This is a genomic window from Paenibacillus sp. J22P15 (genome assembly GCF_056269345.1).
This window is the reverse complement of the sequence record NZ_JBWDNT010000001.1, coordinates 225,639-239,938: the sequence shown is the minus strand read 5'-3', so window position 1 is coordinate 239,938 and position 14,300 is coordinate 225,639. Positions and strand designations below refer to the sequence as shown.

Below are 14,300 nucleotides of genomic sequence, written 5' to 3'. Positions count from 1 at the left end.
AATCCAATCACATCGTTAAACTATATGCCGCATGGAGGTGAATATTGCCTAGTCCAGCTGTTCCCCTTGAAAAAATTGATCTTTTTGCAGTACGCCGCGCACTCTGACGTACGACTCATTTGTCCAGAAATCGTCGCGATCCGTTAATTCAGCGGCATCGTCCCTAGCAAGCTCCAGCACCTCATAGTCAGCTACCATATCAGCCAATCGAAACTCAGGCAATCCGCTTTGCTTCGTACCAAAGAAATCACCAGGTCCGCGAATCTCTAGATCACGCCGAGACACCTCAAAGCCGTCGTCGGTATCCGTCATTACCTTCATTCGCTCTTTTCCTGTTTCTGATTTCGGATCAGCCACAAGAATACAATGTGATTGATGTTCCCCCCGGCCTACCCGGCCACGCAGCTGATGCAGCTGCGACAATCCGAATCGCTCCGAATCCATAATGATCATGAGTGTCGCATTCGGTACATCGACGCCTACCTCAACGACCGTTGTCGCGACGAGTACATGTGTTTCATTTGCGCCGAAAGCTCCCATTACGGTTTCCTTCTCCGCAGCAGAAAGACGTCCGTGCAGCAAGCCTACTCGTAAATCAGGAAACGACTGCTGCGTTTGCACGTACAGGTCAATCGCATTTTGCACATCGAGCTTCTCGGACTCCTCGATCAACGGACAAATGATATAAGCTTGCCGCCCCTTGTCCACTTCTTTGCGAATAAAGCCAAGCACTCGTTCCATCATGCTGTGCTTCACCCAATACGTCTTAATCGGCTTGCGTCCATGCGGACGCTCGCGAATCGTCGACACATCCATATCTCCAAAGGCAGTAATCGCCATCGTTCTCGGGATCGGTGTTGCCGTCATCGTAAGCACATCTGGATTCATTCCTTTTCGACGCAATACGCTGCGCTGATTGACCCCGAAACGATGCTGTTCATCAACAACAACGAGCCCAAGGCTCCTGAAAAAAACATCATCCTGAATAAGTGCATGTGTTCCGACTACGATATCAATGATGCCCATCTGAAGTCCGGCAAGCACGTCTCTTCGTTTGCGTTCTGTAAGACTGCCCGTCAGCAAAGCAACCTGAATGCCCAAATCTGCAAACAATTTTGTTAGCGAGCGCATATGCTGATCGGCCAATATTTCAGTCGGCACCATTAACGCCCCTTGGTGGCCAGACTTTACCGCAACGTATAAAGCAATTGCCGCAACTACTGTTTTGCCTGAGCCAACGTCTCCCTGCAGCAACCGATTCATGCAGGATGGCCTTCGCATATCTACACAAATTTCATTAACGACCTTCTTCTGGGCGTCTGTCAGTTCAAAAGGAAGCGTCGCAGCAAATTGACGAATCGTCTCACTTTCGATCCGATGTGCGATACCATCATTTCGCTTGCGATTCAGCGCGCGATAAGCTTGCAGCTTTAACTGAAACAGAAACAGCTCCTCATACACCAGCCGTTCTCGAGCTAGCTGACCTTCCTTCGTATCATCAGGCAGATGAATACGCTGTACCGCATCTCGTCTTGCCATTAGATTATGCTGCTGAACAAGCTCATAAGGCAATATTTCTTCAATCATCGTCCCATACTGCGTCAACGCTTGACGAACCGTCTTCCGCATCCAAGGCTGTGTAATGCTGCCGCCTACGGAATACACCGGCTGCAGTGTTCCTGACTTTGCAGGCCCGCCGCTGCCAGGAAATTCAGAATCAGATATCGTCATTTGCAGACGCTGCTGCTCCCATTTTCCCGTAAGCATGATCTCACGACCGATGGTCAGCTGATCTTGGAGAAAATGACGATTAAACCATACTGCCGTCACGAGCCATTGACCAACCTCAACCTTACACGTCAATCTTGATTTGCTTTTCCCGTAACGCTGAAGCATCGGGATACCTCGAACATGCCCCAGCACCGTCACCTTCTCGCCTTCCTTTACATCGGTCAGCTCTCGAATGCGATAATCTTCATAGCGAAACGGAAAATAATCAAGAATATCCGCAACTGTTCGAACGCCAAAGGCGTGAAGCTCCAATTCCTTTGGAGCACTCACGCCTTTGATTTGCCGAACAGAAATTTGATCCAGTGTCATTTTAAGATCACATCCTGTACATAAACACGCCCGATGTGCCAGGTCCGGTATGCGTTCCAATTACTGCACCTAGCGTCGTCCAGTTCACTTCTTTTACATTGAACTGGCTCTTCAGAAGCTCGCATAAATCTTCAGCTACATCCTTCTGGAAAGAATAGGCCATTGCCACTCCTACCGGCTCATCGTTATATGTTTGTTTCAATAGTTCAACGATACGCATCATCGCCTTCTTGGATCCACGCACCTTATCAACCGCTAGTACTGACCCCTCCTCATCCAAAGACAAGATAGGCTTAATATTAAGTATCGAACCGATCAACGCGGAGGCTTTGCCAATCCGTCCGCCCTTCTGCAAATATTCCAACGTACCAACTAGAAAGTATAATGTAGTATTACGCTCAAGCCGTTCGATTTCTTCAATAATCCGTTCCTTTGATTCACCTGCTTGCGCCATTTCTGCCGCCTTCACCACGCGTAATCCGAACCCATATGAAGCAGACTTTGAATCTATGATCGTAATATCAGAATCTTCTTCAAGCATGGAATGTGCAATGACAGCCGATTGATAAGTGCCGCTGAGCGCCGCTGACAAATGAAGAGATATAATCGGTGAATCAGCGTCTTCAGCAAGCAAACGTTCGTATACCTCTGAGAATTCATTCGGCGATGGCTGTGATGTCGTAGGAAGAGAAGAAGATTGTGCAAGCTTCTCGTAGAAATGATCGGACGTAATCGTCACAGCATCTAGAAATGTCTCTTCTCCAAAAAGCACCTTCAGGGGAACTATGGATATCCCTAAACGCTTTCTGACATCTTCCGGAATGTCAGAAGTGCTATCCGTTACTATTCGGACCTTTCCCATGGTCATTTCCTCCCAATGTTTAGAACAATTAGCTTTTACTCCAAGGCAAAAACATATGGATAAAGCGGTTGTCCGCCTTGTTGCAATTCAAGCTCCAACTCAGGATACTGCTCTCCAATCCACTCGCATAACGACGCAGTTTCTGTCGCTTCTGCATCTTCGCCGGATAGAATCGTCAGCAAATCTCCGCCTGAATCAAGCATGTTCGCAATAAGCGATTGGCAGGCTTCCTCAAGACTTGCTTTGGATACTACAATCGTTTTTTCTTTGATGCCGATATATTCACCCTCACGGATGTCCACACCTTCAATCGTTGTATCTCGCACTGCTTTCGTTACTTGTCCAGATATAACTTGTTCAGCAGCGGTCTTCATCCATGTGCTATTGCGCTCAGCTGTTTCGTCTTCCTTAAAAGCAAGTACAGCTGCCAATCCCTGTGGAATCGTGCGTGTCGGAATAACAGTAACATTTCGCTCACTAAGCTCAGCCGCTTGCTCCGCCGCCAATATTATATTTCCGTTATTCGGTAAAATATATATATGCTCTGCTGACAAAGCCTCGATCGCCTTTACAAAATCCTCTGTGCTCGGATTCATCGTTTGGCCGCCAGACAACACTGTATCTACTTCATTTTCCAGGAAAATATCAGTAATACCCTCGCCTAATGCGACAGCGATAATTCCAAATGGCGCCCATTCAAAAACTTGACCTGGCGGAACGCCTTGTACCGCCTGCCCAGCGAGCAGTTCAGCCGCAGAATAATCTGCACCGATGGCATCTCCCTGTTCCTGCTCATGCTCAAGGAGCTCTCGATGCTGCTCACGCATATTAAGAATATGAATATCCGTAAGTTCACCATAAGGAAGCGACAAGCTCAGTACGTCTCCCGGCTTGCGAGAATGTACATGTACTTTAATAACATCGTCTTCTGTGATGACAAGTATGGAGTCTCCATCTTTCCCAAGCGCACGCTTGTAAGCGGATTCATCGAAATACACTCCCGCTTGACCGTTCAGCTTGCGATTGATAAAAAATTCCATATCATATAAAAATTCGATAGCTTCCGTTGCTAATCTTGCTTGAGCTGAGATCGGCTCCTGCTTACGAGTAGGCGGCGTAAGGATTGGAACGGCCACTTCTTCGGGCGGAGCAGCCTCTGACGGCATCGAATAATTGTCTAGTTGCCCTTCTACTTCAGTCAGGCTTCGTACGAAGCCCTCGTATATAAATACGAGACCTTGTCCGCCTGAATCAACTACGCCAACCTGCTTCAGCACAGGCAATAAATCTGGCGTACGCTGCAAAGCTTCATATGCCTTCTGATGTACCTCATGCATCAATTCCGCCACGTCATTCGTTCTGCGGGCATATTGAACGGCATGCTTGGCAGCTTCCTTAGCGACCGTAAGAATTGTTCCTTCTACTGGCTTTACGACAGCTTTATAAGCGAGGTCAACACCGTATTGCAAAGCAGCGGCTACTTGCACCGTGCCCGCTTCTTCAAGACCGGCAAGCGACCTGGAGAAACCTCTGAACAGCTGTGACAAGATAACGCCAGAGTTTCCCCGCGCTCCCATCAGCAGCCCCTTCGATAAGGCTTCTGTCGTTTTCCCAATGCTGCTTGACGGCTTGCTGCGCAGCTCACGAACACCAGAGGACATCGTTAAGTTCATATTTGTTCCCGTGTCGCCATCTGGCACTGGGAATACATTTAATGCGTTAACGTGCTCCGCGTTTCGCTGTAAATAATCCGCGCCGAGCAGTGCCATTGCGGTAAAATCAGATCCGTTTATAAAGCGCTTACCCAACGAAATTTCCCTCCCTGTTACTTAAGTACCCTGACATCCTGCACAATTATATGGACTTCTTCCACTTGTAGACCGATTACGTCGTTCAGCACATATTTTACCTTGGATTGAATGTTATGCGCTACTTCGGAAATTTTTGTTCCATAGCTTACGATGATGTAGAGATCAATATGCAGCTCTTCATTTATACGTCTAATTTCAACACCACGTGTCAAATTATCTCGTCCGAGCAGCTCGGCTAACCCGTCCTTCAATTGTTTGCGAGAAGCCATCCCGACAAGTCCATAACAATCCATGGCTGCAGAGCCGGCAATAATGGCTATGCAATGGTCTGAGACATGTATGGAACCTAATTCTGTGCTTAGCTGCAGTGGCATGGAAATACACTCCCTTACTGTATGTATTATGGACTAAGTATTATTGTACTATAAACAGCTCCTTTATAGAAGTCCGTTCAATAAATCCAGTTATTCTGCGTGTTTGCTTGCTTCAAATGCGATAAAGTACAACCTTGTCCTTATATTTAGGTTGAACAGAACCGATGTTTGTGATACGATATTCAAGTGTGTTTAAATGTTATTTCACTTAAAAATGAAATTTTCCTCACGCATAACGAAGCCATAGTATATGGAATCCGTTTTGTTCAAGCAAGATTTAAAGGAGGTGTAGTCATGTCCCGCAAATGTTTTCTTACAGGTAAAGCACCTGGTAAAGGTAACAACGTTTCCCACGCAAACAACAAAACACGTCGTTCTTGGGGCGTAAACGTGCAAAAGGTTCGCATTTTGGTTGACGGTAAACCGAAACGTGTTTATGTTAGCACTCGCGCACTGAAGTCTGGCAAAGTTACTCGCGTATAATGATGGCATTAGCCATAGACAAAAGCACCTGAGCTCTCAGGTGCTTTTCTTTTTACTTTTGTACGATCACGGCCGAAGGGTGTCCTACAGCATCTAGACCTAATTTTTTTGGAAGGTATTCAAAATCGCCTTTACGAACCCGCCCAAAAATTTAGGCAGTTTGATTGTATAAAATTTCATGCCTCATCCCTCCTCAGACACGCTCATCGAATTTATCCGTGACAACATTGCTACGCTCATGTAAACATCCTATGCGTCATCAGTTTGTCCTATTCCATTGCGGGTCTGAGTGGAAGGCGCATTACGCGCCTGGTATTGGCATTGGATTATCTCTTATAAAAGCAATTGCTGCTGAAACGATTGCAATAAACAAATAAAATACAATCGACACGGCGAAAAAAGTAATGCGCAGCCCAAGCGTTTCAAATCTTCTGAAGAAACGTATGCCTATATACAATGCTAACAATGAGAAGAGATATCGATAGACATCTGTAATCATCGAAAAAAACGCAAGCATGAGCCCTGCTAGAAAGCTATACATCAAAATCCATAAAGCTGTTTTAAACCGTTCATTCATCGATGTTCCCCCTAACGCAATACCGCAATTGCAGCGGCACGGTCTAATTCTGAGAACACTGCATTCCCGGCTACAAGCACATTAGCTCCAGCCTCACGAATGACTGCTGCTGTTGTCTGGTTAACGCCGCCATCCACCTGAACATGTACATCGTCAAGTGCCTTCTCCTGCAGCATGGCACGAAGCTGACGCAGTTTCACAAGCGAGTAAGGGATGAATTTCTGGCCCCCGAAGCCGGGATTAACCGTCATAATAAGCACAAGATCAAGATCATGCAAAATAGGCTCCAACACGGCAACAGGCGTTGCTGGATTTATCGCTACGCCGACCGGGAGACCCTTTTCCTTTATGTAATGAACCGTTCTATGCAAATGGACGCAAGCTTCAGCATGGATCGTAATGCGGTCAGCTCCCGCCGCGATATAGTCCTCAAGGGAAAGCTCTGGGCGCTCAATCATCAAGTGCACATCGAAAGGCAATTTAGTAACCGAGCGTATAGCAGAAATAACTGGCGGACCAAAGGTTAAATTCGGAACAAAATGTCCATCCATCACATCAATATGAATCCAATCTGCTCCGGCTGCTTCCACAGCTTGAACTTCTTCGCCAAGCCGTGCAAAATTAGCGGATAATATGGAAGGGGCGATAATAGTCATCGTTGTTAGTACCTCCGTTTTTTCTCTCTCATCTCCGTCAGAAACAGTAAGTAGTGATCATGCCTGCTCTTTGCAATTTCTCCTCGCTCAACCGCAGCTAGCACGGCGCAGCCCGGCTCACTTACATGTGTGCAGCCGCGAAATTTACATTCGGGAGACAACTCGCGCATTTCTACAAAACAATAGCCTAAATCCTCAATCCCCAGCTCCTGAAAGTCCAGCTGGCTAAACCCTGGTGTATCCGCTACTAAACCGCCGCCAATTTCAATGAGCTCCACATGTCTAGTCGTATGCTTGCCGCGCCCAAGCCTATTGCTGATTTCATTCGTTTCTAGCTTTAGTCCTGGAACGATCGCATTAAGCAAAGATGACTTGCCTACCCCTGATTGACCGGCAAATACAGCCAGATGGCCTTTTAGCCTTTCTTGAAAAGGAGCGATACCTTCGCCAAGGCGAGAGCTTGTCCCGAACACTTCATATCCAAGCGCTCTGTAAATACGATTAACGGAGGAGGCCGCAGCCTGCGCCTCCTCCGTCTCCATACCGTCATTTTCTAAATCCTGTTTGCTTAAGCATAATACGGCTTGTATTCCGGCATGCTCAATATGCACAAGGAACTTATCCAGCAGCTGCAAGTTCAGTGCTGGCTCCGTAACGGAAAACACGAGAATTGCAAGATCGATATTAGCAACTGGCGGGCGAATAAGCTCAGATGAACGAGGCAATAGCTCCTCGACAGTTCCTTCCCCGTTCTCCGTTAAGCTGTACATCACGACATCGCCTACAAGCGGCGATAAGCCCTTATTCTTAAAGACGCCCCTAGCGCGGCATTGGACCGTTACTGAGTCCGACGCCGCATTCTCCGCTCGCACGTAGTAGTATCCGCTGAGCGCTTTTACTATTGTGCCTTTGAGATGGCCTGCTTTGCTATTGTGGCTGTTGCTGCTCTTGTTGCTGTTCTTCTTCGACTGGCTCATCATTGTTTTCGGTAACCTCCGTTTGTGCCGGCTCTTCTGTTTCCGGCACTATTACACCCGGAATGGTCAAGTTGGATGTTTTCATACCATCGACTATTTCTTTGTACGTAATGGATTTGGCCTCGATAAACTGATTGTCGCGGAAAACCATGACAGTAGCTTCTGTATCCGGTGCGACAACAACGGTCACAGGGAATGTTTGTGTGCCTGTAATTTGACGTTTATCCCACTCAATATCTTCACCGCGTGCATCGGAATAGACAATTCGAACTTCACTTGTCTTGCCTGCCTCCGCAGGTGAAATGGTAATGTTAAATTGATGTTCCTTCGCATCAGCCGGCGGCCCTGAGCTTACTCGTATAGAAATTTTGGCTCCTTTGGATACCCGATCCTTAGGTTTGTATGGATCTTGGCTAATTACAAAATCCTTTTGATGCAAATAGCTCGCCTCGTACAGAATATCAGCGTCATCGAGCGTAAGCTCATTTGCTTTAATTAAATCCTTCGCTTCGTCCAGACGTGTCCCAATTAAATTAGGCATCGGTACAGTCTCACGACCTTTGCTGATCATGAATGTAAATTCTACCGATTCAGGATTGTATTCCTCTCCCGCCTTTGGCGACTGCTGAAGGATCGTATCCGGTTCTTCCTCGCTGTATACAGGATCAATAATAATTTGATCCTCAGTAATGCCTAAAGCCCCTAATTCATCGATGGCAGTCTGCAGCGCTTTCCCAACATAATTTCCAAGTTCTTCAAGTTCAGGGCCTTGACTTACTGTTATTTGAATAAAGGAGCCTTCCTTAACTCGCATATTCATCTTCGACTGACTGAGTACCTGATCCTTCGGAATTTCCTTATTATGCTCGTAAATGACCGGGTCTTCTACTTTCAGCCCCTTAGCCTCAATCATTTGCCGCGCTTCGGTTTCTGTTTTGCCTACGACATAAGGCACGTCTACTTCAGCCACATCCAGAAAGCCTAGGAGCCAGATAAACCCCCATATGATAAGTGCCAGTACGGCCAGCGTACCGCCAACAACTGCAAATGGTTTTTTCCAGCTCTTCGGCTTTGATTGCGTTTCAGTCTCTTTCCGCGGCTCATCTGCACCTGCGCCTACGTTTTTGGGCCGCTCTCTATCTTCTGTATCGATTGGCCGAATATCTCCCCGGATTGCCGGCATAACGCGCGTCTCTTCCAGATCGTTAACATGTGTAAACGTAATTTTTGGTTCCTTCAATCGTTCTGGCCGCAGGCATGTATCCAAATCATGCTGCATTTCATGAGCCGAATTATAGCGTTCACTTGGGTTTTTACGCATCGCCTTGAGAATGACATTCTCAACGCTTTGCGGAATATGCGGATTAACGATCCGCGGCTCTTCGAAATGCTCCTGCAAATGCTTCAAAGCTACGCTGATTGGACTTTCGCCAAGAAACGGCAGCTTCGCTGTCAGCATTTGATAGAGCACGATGCCAAGTGAATACAAGTCCGATTTTTCTCCAGTATTGATACCTTTGGCATGCTCAGGGGAGAAATAATGAACGGATCCGATAACTGATCCTGTCTGTGTAATGGTCGATGAAGTAACGGCCCTTGCGATACCGAAGTCCGTAACCTTAACTCGTCCATTTTTACCAATTAATATATTATGCGGCTTAATATCACGATGTATAATATGATTCTGATGCGCGTGATCTAGAGCATCTGCGATTTGCATAGCAATGCGCACCGCTTCATCTGTCTGCAACGGCGCACGCTCTTGTATGATTTCATTCAAATTATGGCCTTCGATATATTCCATAACGATATAATGCGTATCTTCTTCTTGTCCTACATCATAAATGCTGACGACATTCGGATGAGATAACGCAGCTGCTGACTGTGCTTCACGACGGAAACGTCGAATAAATTCTTCGTCATGCACAAATTGCTGTCTCAGCACTTTCACTGCGACTTTTCTATTAAGCAACACATCATGCGCTTTATATACAAGCGCCATGCCGCCGCCGCCTATGCGAGTCAATATCTCATAACGTCCGCCCAAATCCTGTCCAATCATCATTGTCACTCCTCTCGATTCGTACCAGCTGCTTCATGGAGAAGGACGACAGTAATATTGTCGTCTCCGCCAGCTTGAAGCGCAAGCTGAATGAGATGATCAGCCTTTGCATCCAGGTCGAGTTGATCATTCGTGACTGTTTGCAATAGTTCCTGCTCGCTCACCATATTCGTTAAGCCGTCGCTGCACAGCAGCAGTACGTCGTGAGGGGACCACTCGACAGCTTGAACATCGATTTCAACTTGAGAATCCGTACCTACTGCACGAGTTAGTACGTTGCGACGAGGGTGGTGAGCTGCCTCCTCCGCGCTAAGTTGGCCAGATTTGACCAATTCATTAACAAGCGTGTGATCATTCGTTATTTGTGTAAGAACGCCCTCGGTAATCTTATAAGCACGACTGTCGCCAACATGACCAATAATGGCATTCTCCTGCTTCACTATTGCGGCTACAATCGTAGTACCCATGTTTCGATACTGCTCGTTATGGGAAGCCAGCTCAAATACAGCATCATTCGCATACGAAATCGCTTGTCGAATGAGCATTTTCCCTTCTTGAAGGGATAAGTCCGCTTTAGCAGCGCTTTTCTCTAACATGCTGCGGAACGCATCAACAGCCTTCTGGCTTGCAACATCTCCAGCCTGATGACCTCCCATGCCATCAGCTACGATGGCAAGGGTTACCCCATTATTCAGTTGACTAACCCATGATTGGTCTTCATTGACTTGACGAACCCGTCCAATATCACTGCGGTTTGCCGATAACAATCAATCATCACCTCGCCTGAGACTCCATATGTTTCGCTCTTAATTGACCGCAGGCAGCTGCAATATCATGCCCTTGTTCCCTGCGAATCGTTACGCTTACTTTATTTTTCTCCAAAATGCGTTGGAATTCAAAGATGTCTTCACGCGGAGTCCGAACATATTTCCGTTCTGGAACATGGTTTACAGGAATCAAGTTAACGTGGCACAACATGCCCTTCAGCACTTCTGCCAGTTCTTGTGCGTGCTCAGCTTGGTCATTAACTCCACCAATCAAGGCGTACTCAAACGTGATTCTCCGACCCGTCTTCGCAATATAGTTATGACAAGCAGCCATTACGTCATCGAAAGGAAAACGACGGTTAACCGGCATTAGCTTAGAGCGCAGCGCATCATTCGGCGCATGGATCGATAAAGCCAAATTGATTTGCGTATTCTCCTCAGCGAATTTATACATGCTTGGCACAATTCCGCTAGTAGATACAGTAATATGACGTTGTCCGATATTTAGACCTTTCTCGTGGATCATAATGCGTAAGAAGGTCATCGTAGCGTCATAGTTCTCGAAGGGCTCGCCAGATCCCATAATAACGATACTGGAAACACGCTCATTGGTTGCATCAAGCATCATCTGTGCAGTTACGACTTGAGCAACAATCTCGCCTGCAGTTAAGTTACGCTTCAAACCGCCAAGCGTTGAAGCACAAAAAGTACAACCGATACGGCAGCCGACCTGTGTTGTTACACAAATACTATTACCATAGCTATGGCGCATAATAACCGTCTCTATCGCATGGTCGTCATGAAGACCGAACAAAAACTTAACGGTGCCGTCCTTCGATTCAAACCTTGTAATCTCGTTTAACGTTGTAATCTGGAAGTTTTCTTCCAGCTTATCACGAAGCGTCTTTGATAGGTTGGACATATCTTCAAAGCTCTTTACCCGCTTCACATAAAGCCAATCAAACAGTTGTCCGCCGCGAAATGCAGGTTCACCGTTATCTTTCATCCATTGCTGAAGCTGTTCGAGCGTGTAGTCATATATGCATGGTTTCATTTCATCACACCTGTACCTTAAAGTAGAGCGGCTCAAACTAGCTGAATGCCGCCATCGATTTATTTTACCACAAACGCTTATGTTCAGCCATAAGCAGCGATTATGGGCGCTTGATCATCCTTGCTATGAAAAAACCGTCACTGTCAAAATGCTGTGGAAGCAGCTGCGCTTGACCATCAAAATGCTCATCAATAGCGCCTGCCTTCATCAGCTGCTCAACAATAGTCTTCGGCCAATTGCGATCCAATTCAAATTCAGGATGCTCCTGCAGAAACCGAGCGACTTGCTGCTCGTTCTCGTCCTTCTCTATCGTGCATGTGCTGTATACGAGCACACCGCCAGGTTTAACTAAATCACATACAGCATTTAATAAACGATGTTGCACCGCAGCGATATCTGATACATCACCTGCAGTTTTGGTCCATTTAATTTCTGGCTTACGTCTAATGACACCGAATCCAGAGCATGGTGCATCCAGTAAAACAGCATCCATAGATTGCGGTTTGAAGCGCTCGCCTAATTTAAGAGCATCCTCGGTAATCGCTTCAACATTGCGAAGCTTCAAGCGTTCGGTCTGCATTACGATTAAGTCACGTTTATGCGCGTGCAAATCGTTGGCCCATACCTTGCCCTTGCCACCCATCAATTCTGCCATATGCGCGCTTTTCCCACCTGGTGCCGCGCAGCAATCCAACACCTGCATGCCAGCTTTCGGAGCAACCACTTCAGCCACCAACATGGAACTTTCATCCTGTACCGACCATACACCTTCACGGAATCCGTCTGAATCTGCAAGATTCCCTCCGCGATTGATGGTTATACCAGCAGGGGCAATTCTAGAAGGCTCAGCCTCATAGCCTGCTGTTTTGAGAAGCTCGATTACAGCTTCGCGATCGCCCCTTAGCGTATTTGCACGGACACTGCTATGCGGGTGATCATTGCCTGCAGCACAGATCGCTTCAGCTTTCTCCGGACCATAAGCTGAAACCCAGCGGCTGACAAGCCATTCTGGATAAGAGTGACGCAATGCAATTTGCACGATTGGATCTTTGTGCTTAATTTCTGAGGGCTGCAGCTCCGCACGACCGCGGTCGATGCTGCGCAGCACGCCATTCACCATACCAGAAATGCCGGCATGACCGCGTTTCTTAGCAATAGTGACCGCTTCATTCACAGCTGCATGTGACGGGATGCGATCTAAATACAATAACTGATAAGCACTCATGCGAAGCAATTGATGCACCCAAGGCTCAAGCTTATGTAACCCTTTGGTAACGAACCGGCCAAGCCAATAATCTAGGGTCACTTGCCGCTGAATTGTTCCATACACGAGTTCAGTAACAAGTCCCGCATCTGCTCGCTGCAATCCTGCATCCTGCAGTGTCCGATTAAGCTGCAAATTGCTGTATGCTCCGGTTTGCGCAACCTTAACTAATGTATCCATCGCCAGCTCGCGCGGAGATTTTATCTTTCTTGCTCCCTGCTGCTCCGACTGCTGACCATTTTGAGCATGCTTCCCGCCGTTTGCAGGTCGCTTATGACCTGATTTTGCTCTCGTTTTCCCCTTTGCACTATTAACATTATTGCGATTTGGGCTTGGTTTTTGTGTACTTTCCGTCATGCTGCTCCACCATCCCCTAGTCGTGTGCCCGCTTCAAGACGAGCACCCTTAAGCCATTCTGCTGCATTCATCGTGCGTTTGCCAGCCGGCTGGATTTCTTTCAGCACCAAAACGCCTTCACCTGTCTGTACGTGAATGCCGTCGCTGTCTGCTGCTATCACAGTCCCAGGCTCAACAGCTGAAACAGAAGTCGTATTTAGCGACGGGACTCCGCATTTCCACACTTTGAACACTTCACCATTTAAGTAGGTAAAAGCTCCAGCCATCGGGGACAAACCTCTCACCTGATTAAAAATAGCACGAGCAGGTCTCGTCCAATCGATTCGCTCATCGTCTCGGGACAGATTAGGCGCATACGTTGCTTCCTCATTCTGCTGCGGCTCAGCTTTTACATCTCCAGCAATGATAGCGGGTAAAGTCTTACCCAAAAGATCCGCACCCGCGATGCTTAGCTTCTCAAACATCGTACCCGATGTATCCTCATCCGTTATCGGAAGCTCAACAACACTAATCATATCACCAGTGTCCAAACCTTCTGCCATATACATAATAGTAACACCGGTAGAGCTCTCTCCATTCATAATAGAACGCTGAATCGGAGCGCCGCCGCGATATTTCGGCAGCAGGGAGCCATGCACGTTAATGCATCCAAGACGCGGAATTTCAAGAAGCGACTTCGGCAATATTTGGCCGTAAGCGGCAGTTACAATAAGATCAGGCTTCAGCTCTGCAACGGCTGCAACCGCATCTGCATTCCGCATGCGCTCAGGCTGCAGCACCGGCAGACCAAGCGACAACGCCGCTTCCTTTACAGGCGGCGGCGTCAGCGTTTTTTTGCGGCCCTTGGGCCGATCAGGCTGTGTTACAACTGCTACAACATTATACTGCTGCTCTAAGAGCAGCTTTAAAGAGGGAACGGCAAAATCCGGCGTTCCCATAAATACGATACGCATGAA

The 14,300-nt window shown here is 47.2% G+C and carries 14 protein-coding genes; 1 reads left to right on the top strand and 13 read right to left on the bottom strand.

The genetic code is table 11. The annotated features are described in order from the left end of the window. Positions 1-48: 48 nt before the first annotated feature. Genes recG through AC0YN6_RS01090 form a run of 4 tightly spaced genes read right to left on the bottom strand, consistent with a single transcriptional unit; the run spans position 49 to position 5,147 of the window. Positions 49-2,100, bottom strand: a complete 2,052-nt coding sequence (gene recG / locus AC0YN6_RS01105; RefSeq protein WP_475744497.1) for an ATP-dependent DNA helicase RecG — start codon at positions 2,098-2,100, stop codon at positions 49-51. 7 nt (positions 2,101-2,107) lie between these two features. Then, positions 2,108-2,962 (bottom strand): DegV family protein, encoded by an 855-nt coding sequence (locus tag AC0YN6_RS01100; RefSeq protein WP_475744495.1) that lies wholly within the window; start codon positions 2,960-2,962, stop codon positions 2,108-2,110. Positions 2,963-2,997: 35 nt separating this feature from the next. Beyond that, the gene (locus AC0YN6_RS01095; protein WP_475745497.1) at positions 2,998-4,731 is read right to left on the bottom strand and encodes a DAK2 domain-containing protein; all 1,734 of its coding nucleotides are present in this window, start codon (positions 4,729-4,731) and stop codon (positions 2,998-3,000) included. 56 nt (positions 4,732-4,787) lie between these two features. Beyond that, positions 4,788-5,147, bottom strand: a complete 360-nt coding sequence (locus tag AC0YN6_RS01090) for an Asp23/Gls24 family envelope stress response protein (protein ID WP_475744494.1) — start codon at positions 5,145-5,147, stop codon at positions 4,788-4,790. Positions 5,148-5,441: 294 nt separating this feature from the next. On the opposite strand from AC0YN6_RS01090, the gene rpmB reads away from it, so the two are divergent. Next, entirely contained in the window at positions 5,442-5,630 is a 189-nt protein-coding gene (gene rpmB, locus AC0YN6_RS01085) for a 50S ribosomal protein L28 (protein WP_114378912.1), read from the top strand. A 99-nt stretch (positions 5,631-5,729) separates the two neighbouring features. On the opposite strand, the gene spoVM is transcribed toward rpmB, so the two are convergent. The 9 genes from spoVM to fmt form a co-directional block, all read right to left on the bottom strand. After that, positions 5,730-5,810 (bottom strand): stage V sporulation protein SpoVM, encoded by an 81-nt coding sequence (spoVM, locus tag AC0YN6_RS01080; protein WP_010345573.1) that lies wholly within the window; start codon positions 5,808-5,810, stop codon positions 5,730-5,732. A 121-nt stretch (positions 5,811-5,931) separates the two neighbouring features. Beyond that, positions 5,932-6,207: a hypothetical protein gene (locus AC0YN6_RS01075; protein WP_475744492.1), complete on the bottom strand. Its 276-nt coding sequence runs from the start codon at positions 6,205-6,207 to the stop codon at positions 5,932-5,934. 11 nt (positions 6,208-6,218) lie between these two features. Further along, the gene (rpe, locus tag AC0YN6_RS01070) at positions 6,219-6,863 is read right to left on the bottom strand and encodes a ribulose-phosphate 3-epimerase (protein WP_475744490.1); all 645 of its coding nucleotides are present in this window, start codon (positions 6,861-6,863) and stop codon (positions 6,219-6,221) included. A gap of 5 nt (positions 6,864-6,868) precedes the next feature. Further along, a complete protein-coding gene (rsgA, locus tag AC0YN6_RS01065) occupies positions 6,869-7,843 on the bottom strand; it encodes a ribosome small subunit-dependent GTPase A (RefSeq protein WP_475744488.1) in 975 nt (324 codons plus the stop codon). Next, positions 7,791-9,902: a Stk1 family PASTA domain-containing Ser/Thr kinase gene (gene pknB, locus AC0YN6_RS01060; RefSeq protein ID WP_475745496.1), complete on the bottom strand. Its 2,112-nt coding sequence runs from the start codon at positions 9,900-9,902 to the stop codon at positions 7,791-7,793. Before pknB ends, rsgA begins: the two co-directional genes overlap by 53 nt. Positions 9,903-9,907: 5 nt before the next feature. Next, positions 9,908-10,669 (bottom strand): Stp1/IreP family PP2C-type Ser/Thr phosphatase, encoded by a 762-nt coding sequence (locus tag AC0YN6_RS01055; RefSeq protein WP_475744487.1) that lies wholly within the window; start codon positions 10,667-10,669, stop codon positions 9,908-9,910. 7 nt (positions 10,670-10,676) lie between these two features. Beyond that, complete coding sequence (gene rlmN / locus AC0YN6_RS01050; protein WP_475744486.1) at positions 10,677-11,723, bottom strand: dual-specificity RNA methyltransferase RlmN; 1,047 nt, start codon at positions 11,721-11,723, stop codon at positions 10,677-10,679. A gap of 100 nt (positions 11,724-11,823) precedes the next feature. Beyond that, positions 11,824-13,344, bottom strand: a complete 1,521-nt coding sequence (rsmB, locus tag AC0YN6_RS01045; RefSeq protein WP_475744484.1) for a 16S rRNA (cytosine(967)-C(5))-methyltransferase RsmB — start codon at positions 13,342-13,344, stop codon at positions 11,824-11,826. After that, positions 13,341-14,297 (bottom strand): methionyl-tRNA formyltransferase, encoded by a 957-nt coding sequence (gene fmt / locus AC0YN6_RS01040; protein ID WP_475744483.1) that lies wholly within the window; start codon positions 14,295-14,297, stop codon positions 13,341-13,343. Before fmt ends, rsmB begins: the two co-directional genes overlap by 4 nt. Positions 14,298-14,300: the final 3 nt, after the last annotated feature.